Source organism: Flavobacterium faecale, from assembly GCF_003076455.1.
Taxonomy (GTDB): domain Bacteria; phylum Bacteroidota; class Bacteroidia; order Flavobacteriales; family Flavobacteriaceae; genus Flavobacterium; species Flavobacterium faecale.
Map to the genome: position 1 here is coordinate 1,847,027 of NZ_CP020918.1, position 15,959 is coordinate 1,862,985.

A 15,959-nucleotide genomic window follows, 5' to 3' on the forward strand; every position below is an offset into this window, starting at 1 on the left:
TTTCTCTTCCTTCTATCTCCACTGCTGCATTGTCAAAGTGTGGAAAAACTTTCCTTGTATGACGCTTTGCAGGTGGCTAGCAAACAGAATCGGTCCATTCTAAAATCTAAGTTAGAAATTGGTATCAAAGAAGATTATGTTGCAGATGTTAAAAAGCAACGTTTACCTGACGTAGCCATCAATGGGATATATTCTAGGACTACAAGTTTGACCGAATATAAAGGTGCCTTTTTAAGTGATAGAGTTGTTACGCATCTTAAACCTGAAATTTATTCGTTGAGTACCGTTATTAAATCACCTATTTATGTTGGTGGAAAAATAAATAATGCTATTGATATAGCTAAAATAGCTACTGAAATAGCTGCTGTAGAAAAGGAACGAGTGGAGAGCGATGTACAGTTAGAAGTTATTGCTACTTACTACGGAATTTATAAAATGCTTAAACTACACGGTATTTTCTTGGAGAATATTAAAGAGGCTAAAACGCGTTTGAAAGAGATTCGTTCTTTTCAAAGCCATGGAACAGTTACCAAAAATGAAGTTATTCGAGCTGAATTATTACTATCTGATCGAGAGTTGAGTGTTATGACTAATTCCAAAAATATTGAAATAGCCATGCACAATTTTAAAACCATTCTGCAGTTGCCTGAAGAATCAGAATTTGTGATCGACACAAGTGCGATAGATTTCGATTTAAAATTAAAAGATCCTTATTCTAACTATTTCTTAAAGGCACTTAGTAACGAAGATATCAGGATGTCTGATGGGTTTTCTAAAATTAGGAAACTGGAATTAAAAAATAGCCGTGGAAATTATTATCCGAGTATCTATTTCTTTGGAAATTATAATTTGAGGTATCCTAATTATATGTTTTTTCCGCCAGATCCATATTTGTACAGTATAGGACAAGTGGGTATAGAGCTGAATTATAATCTTTCTAGTTTGTTTAAGAATACTACTAAAGTGCATATTGCAGAGAAAGAAGTTGCACTGCAGAAAATGAATACTGAAATTTTAAAGGAAAAGGTAGGGGATGAATTGTTTAAAGATCATGTTCAATATCAAGAAATTTTGGATAAATCCAATGTTGTTGATAAAGCATTGGATTTGGCTACTGAAAATTATCGGATTGTAAAACTGAAATATTTAAATCAATTGGTTTTAAGTACAGAGATGGTAGATGCGGATAATGAATTGTTGATGGCTAAGTATAATAAAATATCGAATCGCATTGATGCAATGGTTAAGTATTATGAGATGTTGCATACGGCCGGTATTTTAGGAACAGCATTCGAAAACAAATAAGAATTATATTTTAAGTTGATTATGGACGAAAAGAAAAAAAGAGCTAATAGATATTTTCACATTTTTGTTAGGTTAGTTGCTGGCTCTTTGGTAGTCGGTGGTATTGTGATGGGGATTTGGTTTTATGTTTATGATAGTTCACACGAGGACACAAATGATGCGCAGGTGGAACAGTATGTTACGCCCATAATGTCGCGTATCACTGGATATGTTGCGGAGGTGCGTTACGAAGAAAATCAATTTGTTCATAAAGGAGATACCCTAGTTGTTTTTGATGATCGTGAATTTAGAGCGAAATACGATCTTAGTTTAGCCGAGGTTCAAAATGCACGAGAAAATACTATTGTTGCGATGAAAAATGTACGCACTAGTGAAGGAAATTCTGCTATAAGTGAAGCACAATTGCTCGCTGCTAAAACTACAGTTTGGAAATCTAAATTGGAATTTGACCGTTATCAATCTTTAGTAAACGAAGATGCCGCAACTGTACAACAGTTAGAAAAGGTTAAAGCAGATTATGAGGTTTCATTAGCACATTTTCAAGAAATGAAGGACCGAATCCATTTGGTAAATTTAAGCAGCGCACAAGCAGCGGCAAATGTACCATCGACTCATAGCATGATAGCCTCAAAAGAAGCCTTGGTTGATAATGCAAAATTATTTTTATCGTACACTATAATTACTGCACCGTATGATGGTTGGGTTGGGAAAAGAACCACGCAACCAGGCCAATTGATTAAAGAGGGTCAAACGCTAGTCTCTATTGTAAGTAAAGAAAAATGGATTACAGCCAATTTTAAAGAAACTCAACTACAGTATTTAAAAGTTGGTCAAGAAGTAAAAATTATTGCAGATGCAGATGACGATAGAGCGTATAAGGGCATAATTAGTTCCTTGTCGCCTGCAAGTGGAGCTCGTTTTTCGTTGCTTCCTCCAGACAATGCTACAGGGAATTTTGTTAAGATTGAACAACGTATTCCTGTGAAAATTAAAATCGATGAAGATATGGCTGCGGTCGAGTTTTTGAGAGCGGGTATGAATATTACGGTTAAGGCCGAACATTAATAGGATGGATAATCAAGGTATTTTTAAATCATGGGTTCCAAATTGGGTGGCAATTATGGTTTTATTCATTTGTTTGTTACATTCTATGATCTTACTAGGTGTGTACAGTTCGAATGTTACGTATGCGGCTAGTTTTTTGGACATTGAAGCAGAAGATTTGCAGTTTGCCATGTCTGTTACCTATGGTACATTGCTAGCTACAATTTTAATCGAAAGCCGATTTTCAAGTTTTTTTCCGACCAAGAATTACTTGATGGCTGTATTTTCGCTGTTAGCAATGACAATCGTTGTCTCGGCTTATGTATCGAATTTTTTCTTTTTTCTCTTTTTGCGAATTTTCGAAGGAATTTTGATGGCCTTGCCCGTAATTACTATTCGACAGTTATTGATAGAGCGATTTAAGTCAAAAAATGCTATAATAATTGGATTCTCTTTCTATTACGGTTCACTACTTTTGGCGACTCCATTTATTATGAATATTGCTGTCTGGTTTTTGGATCGTTACGATTGGAAATATATGCTGTACGTTTCAGGAATGTTGCATGTTTTGAACGTTTCCCTGATCATGTTAACCTTTAAAGGCCATCGAATTACTAAAAAAATTCCGTTGTATCAAATCAATTGGGCAAGTTATTTTTTGGTACTTACTTCTATCATATCAGGGGCTTATTTTTTTGTATATGCAGAAAAGAAATATTGGTTCGAATCGTCACAATTAATAACCGCTCTGATTGTTTGTATGGTAACGGGTGGCTTGTTTATGTTTAAAGAATTATCAGTCAAACGACCTAGTTTCGATTTTGATGTTTGGAAATATGCCAACCTTCGAATTGGATTTTTATTGTTTTTTCTATTTTATATTAGTAGAGCAACCTTAGGACTTTGTCATGCAGCTATGTTTTCTATTTGGAACTGGGATCCGGCACGTGTTGCAGAGGTACAATTTATCAATGGCTTTGGGAATATTATTGGACTAGTCTTAGCGTCTTTACTCTTAATGCGTTCAGTTGCTGTCAAATTAATCTTTATGGTTGGTTTTACACTCTTAGCAATCTTTCATTTTTGGTTCACTTTCTTATTTGTAGCCGATGTATCGCTAGCCGATATTATAATTCCGTATACGTTACAAGGTATTGGGGTAGGTTTGTTATTTGTACCATTGATTTTGTACACTACCTCTTCTGTACCCACTAAACTTGCGGTATCATCAGGAATTGTGGGCGTGGCAGGACGATTTTGGGGTAGTACAATAGGTTTTTGTATTATTCAGAATGCGGTTGTCTTCTTGAATAAGAAACATTTTTTCAAACTAAGCCAATTTGTAACTCCAGAAAATACTACTGCACAAGAGACCATTATGAAGAGTTCTCAAAGTTTTGTATCGAAAGGATATACCGTTGATGATGCGAATGAACTAGCGTTAAAACGAATTTTTAGTACGGTAACTAAACAGGCCACTTTACTGTCTGATATGGAGATATTTACCGCAATGGGATATGCATTGGTTGTGCTAATTGTACTCATGGGATTCAATCAGCATTTAAAACAGAATTTTAATTTGTTTAAAAGTAAGGTATGGATTAGCTGATAAGCTATTACTTTCGACTAAAAATAAGTACTGAATAATCTACTTCGTCGTTGAAAATGGAATTAGACTTATAGTGATTACATTCTATTTATTCAAAAAGCGTTTGTCAAAGAACAGCATAAAAAAAACCTGCTTGTGTAAAGCAGGTTTGATATATAATTTGAAGATACTATTTTGATTGTTTTTTGATTTCGCTAATCATAGTATTTAATTGTTTTCCGTACAAAGTTTTTGCAACTTCTGGTGTCATCACGCTTTGAATTGTATCTAGATATTTCATGTTGATATCTGGAATTTCAGTCAATACAATATAGGGAGTTACGGCAGCATCCTTATGATTAACAGCAAAATTGGCAGTATATAAATACTTTCTTTTGGTGTTTTGTTCCATTTTTTTATTGATACTATCAATTCTGCTCGCTTGCTGAAATTTGGTTGCGTAAAATTTAGTCTCTAATAATTCTAAATGTTGATCATTCATTTTTGAAGCTAAAGCTTTGTACTCTTCGTATAATTCCTGATTTTTTGATCCAGTAATTTTTGCGTCTGATAAATAGTTATCAAGGTTGGTTTGAATCGAAATGGTGCCAGGTTCTGCAAAAAATAAAATGGTGTTGTCCAATGAGTTTGTTGTACCACGATCCAATTTAAGGTATAACATTTCAGGAGAATCAATAGTTAGATCCGCTTGAAAAGTGGATTGTCCGTCCATGGTGATGGTATCAAGAGATACATATTTATTATCTTGGAATCGTTGAATATACAATGTTCCTTTTTTTAAACCTTTGATGTCACCATTAATGTGCAAGTTTCCCGCTGTCTCTTTTTTATCGCATGACGCAAGTGCTAAAACTGCTGCAATGGTAAGAATTATATTTTTCATGTATTTTATATTAGTGTGCTTTTCTGCTTATTTATCCTTTTAACCAACTATTTTTTAATGCTTCTTTGGTAGTATCGCTAACTTTTAAAGTTGCAACAGTTTCGTAAGGTAATTTTACAGTTCCGTTGATAATTTGTTCCTTACCATCTCTTTTTATTTTAACAGTAATAGCATCATTTTCTTTCCATTTTTCACTTTCTGTGATTAGCTCATAAATATTGTCCGATGAATAGTTTTTATTGTTAATGCTTACTATTTGGTCGTTTGCTTTCAGTTTCAAGGAGCTAAAAAAATCATTTGGCTCCATGTATGGTGAAACAATAATATCCTTAGTGTTTGGCATTACAACGATGTATGGAGTTTGTCCTTTGATAAAAACAGGAGCAGCTTGTTGTTCTTCTCCTTCAGACACTCCTACTTTCGATAAATACTCTTGATACGGAATTGGTGTTGGTCCTGCAACATACTTTTCTAGAAAAGCCCCAACTTCTGGATAAGTCAATTCAGTTATTTTTGCAAACAATTCATCATCATTAAATGGTTTTTGAATACCATATTCTTGAGATAATTTTTTCATTAAATCTAAAATCCCATGTTTACCTTCACTTTTTTCACGGATGATAATATCTAAACACATAGAGATTAATGTTCCTTTTTCATAGACATTGAGGTACTGTTCTTTGTACGGGCTTTCAAGAACATTGGCACTCATGGTCGTGAATGGCATGGTGTCGTTTAAAGTCTTTGCTCTGTCAATTTTTTCTTGGATACGCGTGAAGAATTCTTGCTCAGGAATTAATCCTTGGTTGATTTGGAATAAGTTGGCAAAATATTCTGTGCTACCTTCATACATCCATAAATGTTTAGACATCTTTGGTGCATTGTAATCAAAATACTGAATCTCTTTCGAATGAATAGTTAATGGTGTTACAATATGAAAGAATTCATGTGATACTACATCCTTCATTTGTTTTGCCAATTCGTCCGCAGGGATTAGTTCTGGGAATACAACAGTTGTTGCAGTAGGATGTTCTAGGGCACCAAATCCTTTAGCATCTTTCGCTTCCATATCGGATAAATACAATAAAATAGTATATTTTTTGGTCGAATTGATGTTACCTAAAAATTTCTTTTGGGCAGTCATCATGGTTTTCATATCAGGAGTGATACTTTCTGCCGTGATTTTTCCAGTTGGAGAGTAGACTGCAATTTCGATATCCATATCATCTATGGTGAAGAAAGTCGAATTCGGCTTGCTATACATAATTGGATTTTCTACCAATTCTGAATATTTTGATGAAGTAAATGTATCTGCAGTATCACTTGCATCTGTATCAATCATTGAGGTAGCGCCCTTCAGTTGTGCGGGATGCGTAATTTGTACTTTGTATGGCGTCTCCATCAAAGTATCAAAATAACCTACGAAACAATGGGTGTTCAAAACGATATTTTTGTTTGCCAAAATATTGGATCCTGCAGGAGAAAATATATCACCTGATCCAAATTCAGTTCCTTTTTCAGTATCAAAAGTATCATTTACAAGGTAGGTAACCTTGTCAAGTGAAGTTGCATTTTTAATTGACCAGCTATTTTCGTCCATTTTGGTAACCGTCAAAGGGTTTCCTTTTTTATCGAATGCTTTAAGGTTGTCAATATACCTTCCATAATTGTCGATAGAGTAGGTACCAGGGACAATTTTTGGTAGGCTAAAAACAATTTCTTCTTTTGTGATTTTTGGAGGTGTAACGGTAACCATTACTTTGTCATCCTTGATGTCAACTAGATTGATGCCAACTTGAACTTCTTTTGGACTTGATTTGCTGACCATTGTAGACTTACAGCTCATCATAAATGCTGCAAGTGATAGGGTAATTAAAACTTTTTTCATGAGGGTGTTTAAGGATATTGGCCTTTTCTTTATAAATTAAAAAATAGGCCGTATGTAACGAAAAAAAAACACTCCAGTTTGGAGTGCTTTGGTAGTGCTATTTAATCAAACTTATTTTTTATATAATATTTACCATCCAAGTCTTCATCAAAATCATCTACTTTGAATGGCTTTGGTTTTGGTTTAGTTGCAGTTGCTTTTTTCTTCCACATTTCAAATTTTTCAAGAGGCATCTTTTTCTTCATGATTTCCAAAACCTCTTTCTCTTCTAGTCCAAATTCCTTTTTAATAATTTCGAAAGGATTTTTTTCTTCAAGTGCTAATGTAACAAGTTTTTCTGTTTGTTCCCAGTTCAGTTCTTTACGACTACTCTTTTTCATTACGTGAAAATTAATTCAAATTGGTTTTAATGATTATATCGATGATTCTATTTATCTACCAATATTAATAAAAATAATTATTGAAAGCACTGAAACACTGACTTTTTTTGCTAATTTTTTTAGATTCTAAGTTATAATTGCCTTTTTTGGCTATTTCGACTAAAAATCATATTAAAAATCAGTCTTTTTAGGTATGTTGATTATAATAATTGCAAACAGAATTAGTGCTATTCCGAGCCACTGTGTTCCTATAATACTTTCATTTAAAAGAAAATAGGCCATCAAAACAGAAGTTGGCAACTCAATTGCAGAGATAATACTTCCTAATCCTATTCCCGTAATAGGAAATCCAGCATTCATTAAAATAGGAGGAATGATTGTACCAAACAATGCCAAAACAAGTCCCCATTTTGCAAAAACAGCAAGATGAAAAGTTCCCGTTTGCGTATAGGCCAAAAAGGTAAAAACAACAATTGCTCCACCCATGAGCATGTACAAACTACGTTGTGGCGTAGATAATGAAACGGCGATACTGTTGGCCGTAAACATTGTGGTGGTGAAGGAAGCTGCTGCTAACAATCCAAATCCAATACCGATCCAATTTATAGACGTAGAAGTTGATAATAGATTGGTAGCTAATAATGTACCGACTAACACAATGGCAACAGAAACTATTTTCTTGACTGAAGGAAACTCTTTGTTCAAAATAGCTTCGAGAATGACACTCATCCATACCGTTTGCATTAGTAAAACAATTCCAATGGAAACCGGAATGTATTTTACGGACAAATAATAAAAGATCGTGGTAAACCCCATTGAAGTTCCTGCTAACATAAGCTGGAAGATATTCTTTTTGGTAGCTTGAAGTGCCTTTTCTTTATTTCGAATTCTTTGAAATCCATTGATTAGAAGCAATCCGATCAGTCCGATGATGAATTGTGAGGTCGTTACCTCGGCTGTAGAATATCCTTCATGGTACGCCATTTTGACAAAAGTAGCAAGTACGCCGTAACTCATAGAGCCAAAGCCAACTAAGAGAACCCCCTTAATTAAAGTGTTTTTGAACATTAATTTAATTTTTTTTTAGGGGGCAAAGATAGCAGTTTTTTTAGGAGTTCGACAAGGATAGTTTTTAGAATAATCCTTTGAGACTTTTATTGGTAATCCCAATCTGTGCAGGATCAAATTGTAGTTTTTGTTCTAATAAGGTAGCATACACGCTTCTAAAATCTATTTCGTATTTCAAATCACCATTGTCCAAGTCGACTAGGTTAGGATTGTTACCAAGGACTTTTCCTTTATTATTTCCTCCAATTATAAACATCGGTGCCGCTTTACCGTGATCGGTACCATTTTTATTGTCTTTCACGCGTCGTCCAAATTCCGAAAAAACCACTACAGTAACATTCTGCATCAAATTGGCTTTTTTAAGGTCATCATAAAAACTATAAACAGCATCATTCAACTCAGTAAGTTTATTTTTTTGCGTAGGCAATTGGTTGTCGTGTGTGTCAAAACCATTGAGCGAGGTATAGTACACCTTTGAATTTAGATTTCCTTTGACCAATCGCGCAATCCATTCTAGGTTTTTACCTAAACCTGTTTTTGGGTATGTTATTTCGGTGGTTGATTTAGCCAATGCTTTCTGGATTTCGTCAGAGCCTTCGACTACAGAATCGGCTATTTTTCGAACAAAATCAAGCGATGGATTTTTTGACAATTGCACATTGTCGTCTTTATCTTTTTTAATTTTGAAACGATTAGGATCTTTTACCGTGATAGAATTTGGTTCTTTTCCTTTCAACGATAAGGTATCGGTACTGTCGATGTTAATGCCGGCAATAGGGTTATGGTCTTTACATTGCAGGTCCAAATAGCGTCCAAGCCAACCTTCATTCAGGTATTGATTCGAAGCGGAGGCAGTTTGCCATATTTCTTGTGATCGAAAGTGAGATCGATTGGGATCAGGATAACCTACATTTTGCAAAACGGACAATTGCCCTTCTTGCTGAATTTGAGCAAAGCCTTTGAGTGATGGGTGAAAAGCCATGCCGTTGTTGCCTGCAATGACTTCTTCTTTTGAAAGAGCGATTTTTGGACGCAAAAAATAATAGTTTGGATCTTCAAACGGAATGTAAGTATTCAGTCCATCATTTCCACCGTTGAGTTGTACAAAAACAACACATTGATCACCGATTATAAGGTTGTTTTGCGTGCCAAAAGCATGTAAAAAATCAGGGAGTAACAGGGAACCACCAGTGAAAGTTCCGGTCAAGGCTAAAAAATTTCTTCTGTTCATGATGATTCCTTTTTAGATTAATTGAAATTCGGGTAATTTGATCATACCATTGAATAATCTTAATACGGCTTGATCTGCATTTTTGGCATTTTCGTCAAAATCATATTTCAAAATGGATTCAAAATCTTTTTGACTTGTATCGTCTACTTGAAACAGCAATCGATTGGACAATTGACTGATAATTTCTTTGTTGTTTCCTTTTTGCCAATCTAATTTTGCTTCTTGTTGTTTGTTATTTTTCCGAGGGTTCATGGCATTGTCATTCAGTACCTTCTGGTTCAATGCTTTTCCGTTTGTGAGTAAGTACGCGAGATTATTACGCTGCAAATACACCTGTGAGGTAAGCCAAGATCTGCCACCATCCCAACCTTTGACATTGGGTTGGTTAAATAAATCCATGTTTTGTTGGCGCAAAAATTGGGCTAAAAAATTATTATTTTTAGTGTCAATGTGTAATTCATCAAGAAGCTGAAGGCTAAATTCCAAAGGGTTTTTAATTTTGGATCCAGCGGTGTCTTTATCAAATTCTTCTGTAAAAATTTTGACTAGCAAAGGTTTGATTTCATAATCTACTTTTCGAAAATAGTCACCATAGTAGGTTACTAGTTTTTCGTCAGGATCGTCGTAAATAAACCATTTAAGAATTTTTCTGGTAATATAGTAGGGTGTGTTTTTTTGTTCGAAAATAATATCCACTATTTCATTTACCTTGAAAATACCTTTTTTACCAAAATAAGTGATGGAATCGTTGTCTTCATAAACTTTTCTATACATTGCTTTTGAATCTCCTAAGCCTAATCCGGCAAGTGCTTTTGCTCCGTTTTGAACGTCTTGTTCGGAGTAATTGCCAATGCCAATGGTAAAAAGTTCGAGTAGTTCACGGCTCAAATTTTCGTTTATTTTTCCTTTTCGATTATCGGTATTATCAAGGTAGCGCACGACTGCATTGGATTGTACGATCTCTTTTGTAAGTTCGCGAAAATTGCCAAAAGCATGTGTTCTGCAAATTTGATTGTGCTGATACACCCAATAATTGACTTTGACTTTTTGGTAGGTTGCTACATAATGATTTTGCCAAAAGCAGGTCATTTTTTCGCGTAACGGAAATTCATCTTCCCGCATTTTGTCAATCCACCACGATTTCATGGCGAGATTAGTTTGGATACCTTCTCTTTGAATTTTTTTCTTTACCTCAGGATCGGCGTCTTTAGTTGCTTTTCGTAATTCCTTGAGGTCTTCACTGCTTTTTGGACTATCATCCAAAAAACTAGGGACTTTTTTATCGAATGAGCTCTTGAACGAGTCCTCTAGAAATTTTTTAATTCCTAAATTTTCTATTGCTGCTGCTTGTTTGTTCGAAAATCCCAAACGAAGCGACCAAAGTGAATTACGGTTCATAATTTTTAGGTATCAAATTAGTTACAGGTAGCGTAGGTATATTTCACTGTCAACGCGAAGGTACTTATGCAAAGGTCTGTACTATTGGATACTCAAAAATAAAAAAGGTTTAAACTTTAAGAATTATTTTTGATTATACCACTCAAATGGACGCGTAGCGCATCAATTGAAATATTAATTTCCCAGAAAGAAAGACCTAATGAAACTAATAGTCCAAGTAAACTAGCACCAAAAAAATAAAGTGCAACTTCTTGTTGATTGATAAATAAGAGGAGCATGGTAAAAACAGATAAAAACAAACTACAAACACCAAAGAGTTGCATGGATCGAATGAGGTCTAGGCGAAGATTTAGGTTTTTAATTTCTAATAAAATAGTGTCATTTTCATCCTTTTCGTAAGTGTCCTTCAAACTACGGATAATGGTTGCGACTGTTAAAAACCGATTGGTATAGGCCAACAAAATCAATGATGTAGCAGAAAATAATAAGGCCGGAGTTTCAAGGTTTAAATTCATGGTAGATTGTGTCGTTTCTCAAAGGTACTTTATTCTTCGAAATATCGCAAAGCTTCAAACGTCATTACAGACGTCTAAGTGTGTAATAAGAATGTTGCATTAATTAAGGTTACAAAAAAATAGCGTCACCAAACTATAGCAGTTTAACTGTTGCTACTTTTTTTATATTCGAAAAATTAATTATTGTTTTTAAACCAATTTTTTAAGGGCTTCAATAATTTCTTCTGGTTCAGAGCGGGTTCTATAATCGACATTGACATAGTTCCAAACTACGATGCCATCTTTGTTTATGATGAAAGTGGCTGGAATAGGGAGTACCGTTCCGTTTCCATTATTTATTTTTTGCAAGTCTAAGTTTCTATCCGTGCGCATGTGCTCGAGCAAAAACTCTGGAACCTCCCAAGCGACGCCATATTGTGAGGCTACTTTTGCGTTTTGGTCTGATAAAATGGTAAAGTTCATGTCACTAATTTCAGATTTGGTCAAAGAGCCATCATGAACTTGCGGACTTATAGCTACGAGTGTCGCACCCAAAGTATGAATTTCGTCCAATCGTGCTTGCAATGCTCGCAGTTGTAAATTACAATATGGACACCAATCGCCACGGTAAAAAGTAACAACAACAGGCCCTTTTGCTTTTAAATCGCTTAGTGAAATTAGATTTCCTTGTTGATTAGGTAGTTCAAAGTTTACTGCTACATCTCCTATTTTTAAAGCATTTGCACCTTGCTCAAATTCTTTTGCTTTGGCAATTTCGATATCGACTCCTTTCATGAAATCAGGATTTGCTTGGCGTCCTGCTTCCATTTTTGCATCGGTTTGTTCTTTTAGTGTTTTCATAGGAATATTGTAAGTGTCTGCGGTCGTATTTATTTTATTAATTTGAGTTCTTCTCTTTTTGCCTCGTATGAGGTCTTTTTTTGTTCCCAATAAGGTTCGTTTATGCTCTTTTTTAAAGTTGCTTTTGTAATCAATCCGTCACCGTCATCTTCTGTCCAAGATTCGATTTTGTACGGAAAAGTTTTTTGAACATCAATCGTCACCTTTCGATCATATTTAGCATATTGAATGGTATAAGTAAATAGCGTATCAGATTCAGTTTTACTAATTACGGCTTTTGTAGCCTCTAGTGTTTTATAAAAAAAGCGACTGTAAACCGTTGAAAAGATCATGTCCACTTCGCCTACAGGAAGCTGTGCTTTGTTAATTCGTAAACGGGTCATTAGCTCTTCTTCAAGTAGGGCAATAGGCAGGTCTTTCTCTGTATCACCATCGGCTTCAAAATAGGAGAATTGCTTCATGTGGTACTTATTTTTAGCCAGATTGAACTGTGTAAAAGTATGACCACACCATTCTTGAATGCTTGTATTCGATTTTAAAGTATGTGGATATTGGCTTAAATCAACAGGCGTAAAGGTAGAGCTCACAATGGAATAATCATAAATACCAGTTGTGAATTTTCTAACTTGATTTAGTTTCATCACTGATATATTGTCTTTTCCTGCTTTTTCGGGATCGTCTAATTTGACTTGTTTTTTTATCGAAAAGGGTTCTGTTACAAACACGAGTACTACTTCACCCTTGCGTATTTCGCCATAGCGAGATTGTTCTAGCTCATAACTGCTTAATTCTGCTTTACCAGAATACCAATACTCATTAAATTCCTTGGTTAAAGGGATACTGCTTTTTATGCTGTCTTGATCTTTAGGTGCTTTTTGATCTGATTGACAACTGAATAAAGTGACGATGCTTAGGCAGCAGAAGACTTTTAAAAATGTATTCATGGTATCTATTTTATTGCGATAATTTAAAGGTAAAAGCAGCCCTGATGAAGTAATTCACAAGATACGTAAAGTAATTTAAAACAATTTCACGCTATCAATCGCAACGGGGTTATGTGTCGTTGTAGGCGGTAAATAAAATTTGTTTTTAGGGAGTTGTAATTTAGAACCAAAACCAGCTACCGTTACGATAAATAGCAGTAGTGAAATTGTTTTTTTTTATCATTATTTCTAAAGGTTGATTTTATCTGAGCTAAGTGGTTCATTTTGTCTAATTATTTTGGAATGCATTCGAATATAATTAACAACAGAATAGTCACTAATTGTAAGCTAAGAAATAATTAAATCAACCTTTGTAATGCTTTTGTTCTAGCGATGATGTTTTTTGAAAAATTACTTAATCTAAATATTCTGTAGGGAACATTAGCGTTCTAGGTGTAACATATTGATAATCTATAATAATAAGTTTTTACCAAAGGTTACTCCATCCAAATAGCCACAACCTTTCTCAAAAGTTTGATAGGGACGAACGTCTACTTCTTTGCCCTGTTTATCTTTGTATACAACGAGAAGACGATTTGCTTTATAGGAAACATCGAATATTTCAGGTAAAACGGGGTCTTCGCTAAAGGTACCTTGACCCATTACTTCTGCACAAATAAAACATCTCTGTCTTACTTCTTCACTGTTTGCTTTTTTTGCTAATTTAGGCAAGTTCTCTTGTAATTTATCTTCGTCTAGAGATGTGTTTACAATTTTTAAATTACTGTCATATACATATATTTTTGAATTTTTAGTAGCTGTGAAATACAGGTTTTTGTTTGAAGATCGGTCAAATATTAAATCGGGTTCTGCAAATTTACCTGCTATTGCTGCAGGTAAATTTTTAGTATTTTGTAATAAAATATAACTATCGTAGTCTAATTTACCAACGATGTACTTGTTCTCAATCTTAGATTTGGGATCCAATAAGTTTATGTTTTCAAAATTTATGTAATGTAGTGATAGCGATATCTTTTCATTGTTTTTTAAGTCTATTAATACCGATGTTTTATTGTTGTTAAAATGGTAAAACCGTTGATTGTTTACCATAATTTCAGTAATATATGACCCTGGAGATTTTTGCTGAGTTCCTTTTTCTAAGTCGAAAATTAATTCGTTATCAAGAGCAACATAATCTAAGTCGCCTAAAATTCTTATACGTTTGTATTTAGGTTTGATAACCGTATTTTGAGTAGAATCAACAACACCCCAAAGACTATTGTGTTTAAAGGGCATGTATTTTTTTTTATTTTGTGAGTTGGCGTTCATTACAAAAAGTAGTAGGAACGATATTATTAGCAGCTTTTTCATTTTTTTGGTATTTTAAAAAGTCAAGTTGGATTGGCGAATTATTCTCCGTTTTGCAATTTCAGAAAACTTTCTGAAGTTTCAAAAGTATTTTTGTTATTGATTTAACCAAAAGTGAAATCTGTTGCGTTTTGAGATCTCGATATCGGGAAGAACGTTCTTATATAAATCAGTCGCTACGCTACAAAAAAAAAGACCCGCAAATTTTCACTTGCTGGTCTTAATTGTATTTGCTTATGTTCTTCCTATGATAGGATGGGGAAAGTAATTATTTAATCATTTCAAATTTCTAGCTTTCATTTCGTCTTCAAGCGGTTTGTCTTTTTTGGCATTGGTTACCAATTTATAAATAAAAAATAATGGAATCAAAGTAAATAATCCCCAGCTATTTTTGAAAATACTGTAGCAAATAATACCAACCAAGAAGCCAATGAAAAAACTATTGGTTATTTTACTTGTTTTCATTTTTTTTGCCTCGATCATTAATTCTTGATCGGTTAGTTGCGAAAGTTCGTTTTGAGTCATGTGTGTGAAGGTTGAGTAGATTTTGAACTATTTAATGATAACGTTTATTCGCTGTAAGAGCGCTATTCTTTATTTTAATGTTTTGTAACTGAGTAAATTAATAAGCTTAAAATTACTACTGCTAACACAAAAGTAATAGAGCCTAATATTGTAGCACCAAAAGCTTTTAAATAACTAACTTTCTTGGTCTTGTCAAAAAATTGCCCTATGGCCCATGTCATATAAATATAGATAACGACAGTGCCTATTGGCATTACTTCTAAATGTGTCAAACCCTGCACAAGCGCAGCTACGGCATAAAATAGCATACCCATTCCCATTACGAAACAGAGCATTATCAAAATCTCAAAAAAATTAAATTGATATTTCTTGAATAGTAATTTTGCCCATAAGGCAATAAATGCCCCCATAAATATATTTGCATAGCCGTAGTGGGCATTCATCCATTTAAAAATTGAAGATAAAGCCGATTTTTGATCTCCGTCATACTTCATATAACCATCTTCTACATGAAAATAGTTTGCAGTAATTGTGTAAATTAGTGAGGTAATGATGATAAATATAATGGGTTTTACCAAGCGATTTCTGTTGTCTAAGATGTAATTTCGAACCGTTTCACCTGGTGCGATAATGAGTTCTTTAACGGTAAACAAAATACCTCGTTCAAAATGCAGTACATGTTCAATTTCGTGAACGATATAATGACCGTCAATTCTTTTTACAGCTGTTGGTTGTCCGCAATGTGAACAAAAATTGTCATTAACTTCCTGGCTACAGTTCTTACAATTCATTTACTAAGGTTTTTATCTATTTAAAAGTCAGGCGCTAAAATAGTGTTTTTTCTTTTTTGTAGTCCTTTTATATTTGATAAAAATTGTTGTAGTTTAATTGTGGCTTCAAATGGTATCTAATTCCTGCGCTATACTGGTTTTTTTTAATCGAAATTTGAAATACAAAACATTCTAGTTAGCCCCGATTGAAA

Annotated in this window: 15 protein-coding genes; 3 read left to right on the forward strand and 12 right to left on the reverse strand. The window is 34.2% G+C overall.

What is annotated here, in order from left to right:
• The first annotated feature begins 39 nt into the window (after positions 1 to 39).
• The 3 genes from FFWV33_RS08145 to FFWV33_RS08155 are packed head-to-tail and all read left to right on the forward strand — an operon-like array spanning position 40 to position 3,958.
• Positions 40 to 1,305, forward strand: coding sequence for a TolC family protein (locus FFWV33_RS08145; RefSeq protein ID WP_245891710.1), 1,266 nt, complete (start codon positions 40 to 42; stop codon positions 1,303 to 1,305).
• Between the two features lie 21 nt (positions 1,306 to 1,326).
• Entirely contained in the window at positions 1,327 to 2,370 is a 1,044-nt protein-coding gene (locus tag FFWV33_RS08150; RefSeq protein WP_245891711.1) for an HlyD family secretion protein, read from the forward strand.
• Positions 2,371 to 2,374: 4 nt separating this feature from the next.
• Positions 2,375 to 3,958, forward strand: coding sequence for an efflux MFS transporter permease (locus FFWV33_RS08155; protein ID WP_108740439.1), 1,584 nt, complete (start codon positions 2,375 to 2,377; stop codon positions 3,956 to 3,958).
• A gap of 169 nt (positions 3,959 to 4,127) precedes the next feature.
• Here the strand turns inward: FFWV33_RS08155 and FFWV33_RS08160 are convergent, their stop codons facing one another.
• The 12 genes from FFWV33_RS08160 to FFWV33_RS08215 form a co-directional block, all read right to left on the reverse strand.
• Complete coding sequence (locus FFWV33_RS08160) at positions 4,128 to 4,841, reverse strand: DUF4369 domain-containing protein (RefSeq protein ID WP_108740440.1); 714 nt, start codon at positions 4,839 to 4,841, stop codon at positions 4,128 to 4,130.
• A 31-nt stretch (positions 4,842 to 4,872) separates the two neighbouring features.
• Positions 4,873 to 6,729, reverse strand: coding sequence for a M61 family metallopeptidase (locus tag FFWV33_RS08165; RefSeq protein ID WP_108740441.1), 1,857 nt, complete (start codon positions 6,727 to 6,729; stop codon positions 4,873 to 4,875).
• A 101-nt stretch (positions 6,730 to 6,830) separates the two neighbouring features.
• Positions 6,831 to 7,109 carry a DUF2805 domain-containing protein gene (locus FFWV33_RS08170; RefSeq protein WP_108740442.1) on the reverse strand — a complete coding sequence of 93 codons (279 nt, stop codon included), beginning with the start codon at positions 7,107 to 7,109 and terminating at the stop codon, positions 6,831 to 6,833.
• A 171-nt stretch (positions 7,110 to 7,280) separates the two neighbouring features.
• On the reverse strand, positions 7,281 to 8,177 hold the full coding sequence (locus FFWV33_RS08175; RefSeq protein ID WP_108740443.1) for an EamA family transporter: 897 nt from the start codon (positions 8,175 to 8,177) through the stop codon (positions 7,281 to 7,283).
• Positions 8,178 to 8,241: 64 nt separating this feature from the next.
• Complete coding sequence (locus FFWV33_RS08180) at positions 8,242 to 9,408, reverse strand: DUF1501 domain-containing protein (protein WP_108740444.1); 1,167 nt, start codon at positions 9,406 to 9,408, stop codon at positions 8,242 to 8,244.
• Between the two features lie 12 nt (positions 9,409 to 9,420).
• On the reverse strand, positions 9,421 to 10,806 hold the full coding sequence (locus FFWV33_RS08185; RefSeq protein ID WP_108740445.1) for a DUF1800 domain-containing protein: 1,386 nt from the start codon (positions 10,804 to 10,806) through the stop codon (positions 9,421 to 9,423).
• 116 nt (positions 10,807 to 10,922) lie between these two features.
• On the reverse strand, positions 10,923 to 11,321 hold the full coding sequence (locus tag FFWV33_RS08190; protein ID WP_108740446.1) for a DUF2721 domain-containing protein: 399 nt from the start codon (positions 11,319 to 11,321) through the stop codon (positions 10,923 to 10,925).
• 189 nt (positions 11,322 to 11,510) lie between these two features.
• Positions 11,511 to 12,161 (reverse strand): peroxiredoxin-like family protein, encoded by a 651-nt coding sequence (locus FFWV33_RS08195; RefSeq protein ID WP_108742500.1) that lies wholly within the window; start codon positions 12,159 to 12,161, stop codon positions 11,511 to 11,513.
• A 29-nt stretch (positions 12,162 to 12,190) separates the two neighbouring features.
• On the reverse strand, positions 12,191 to 13,105 hold the full coding sequence (locus tag FFWV33_RS08200) for a hypothetical protein (RefSeq protein WP_108740447.1): 915 nt from the start codon (positions 13,103 to 13,105) through the stop codon (positions 12,191 to 12,193).
• 450 nt (positions 13,106 to 13,555) lie between these two features.
• Entirely contained in the window at positions 13,556 to 14,455 is a 900-nt protein-coding gene (locus FFWV33_RS08205) for a hypothetical protein (protein WP_159085991.1), read from the reverse strand.
• Positions 14,456 to 14,728: 273 nt separating this feature from the next.
• The gene (locus FFWV33_RS08210) at positions 14,729 to 14,977 is read right to left on the reverse strand and encodes an FUSC family protein (protein WP_108740449.1); all 249 of its coding nucleotides are present in this window, start codon (positions 14,975 to 14,977) and stop codon (positions 14,729 to 14,731) included.
• A gap of 74 nt (positions 14,978 to 15,051) precedes the next feature.
• Entirely contained in the window at positions 15,052 to 15,768 is a 717-nt protein-coding gene (locus tag FFWV33_RS08215) for a DUF3667 domain-containing protein (protein ID WP_108740450.1), read from the reverse strand.
• Positions 15,769 to 15,959: the final 191 nt, after the last annotated feature.

Coding starts and splice junctions, on each gene's coding strand:
- FFWV33_RS08150 (WP_245891711.1), top strand. CDS start 1,327: ATGGACGAAAAGAAAAAAAGAGCTAATAGATATTTTCACATTTTTGTT.
- FFWV33_RS08155 (WP_108740439.1), top strand. CDS start 2,375: ATGGATAATCAAGGTATTTTTAAATCATGGGTTCCAAATTGGGTGGCA.
- FFWV33_RS08160 (WP_108740440.1), bottom strand. CDS start 4,841: ATGAAAAATATAATTCTTACCATTGCAGCAGTTTTAGCACTTGCGTCA.
- FFWV33_RS08165 (WP_108740441.1), bottom strand. CDS start 6,729: ATGAAAAAAGTTTTAATTACCCTATCACTTGCAGCATTTATGATGAGC.
- FFWV33_RS08170 (WP_108740442.1), bottom strand. CDS start 7,109: ATGAAAAAGAGTAGTCGTAAAGAACTGAACTGGGAACAAACAGAAAAA.
- FFWV33_RS08175 (WP_108740443.1), bottom strand. CDS start 8,177: ATGTTCAAAAACACTTTAATTAAGGGGGTTCTCTTAGTTGGCTTTGGC.
- FFWV33_RS08180 (WP_108740444.1), bottom strand. CDS start 9,408: ATGAACAGAAGAAATTTTTTAGCCTTGACCGGAACTTTCACTGGTGGT.
- FFWV33_RS08185 (WP_108740445.1), bottom strand. CDS start 10,806: ATGAACCGTAATTCACTTTGGTCGCTTCGTTTGGGATTTTCGAACAAA.
- FFWV33_RS08190 (WP_108740446.1), bottom strand. CDS start 11,321: ATGAATTTAAACCTTGAAACTCCGGCCTTATTATTTTCTGCTACATCA.
- FFWV33_RS08195 (WP_108742500.1), bottom strand. CDS start 12,161: ATGAAAACACTAAAAGAACAAACCGATGCAAAAATGGAAGCAGGACGC.
- FFWV33_RS08200 (WP_108740447.1), bottom strand. CDS start 13,105: ATGAATACATTTTTAAAAGTCTTCTGCTGCCTAAGCATCGTCACTTTA.
- FFWV33_RS08205 (WP_159085991.1), bottom strand. CDS start 14,455: ATGAAAAAGCTGCTAATAATATCGTTCCTACTACTTTTTGTAATGAAC.
- FFWV33_RS08210 (WP_108740449.1), bottom strand. CDS start 14,977: ATGACTCAAAACGAACTTTCGCAACTAACCGATCAAGAATTAATGATC.
- FFWV33_RS08215 (WP_108740450.1), bottom strand. CDS start 15,768: ATGAATTGTAAGAACTGTAGCCAGGAAGTTAATGACAATTTTTGTTCA.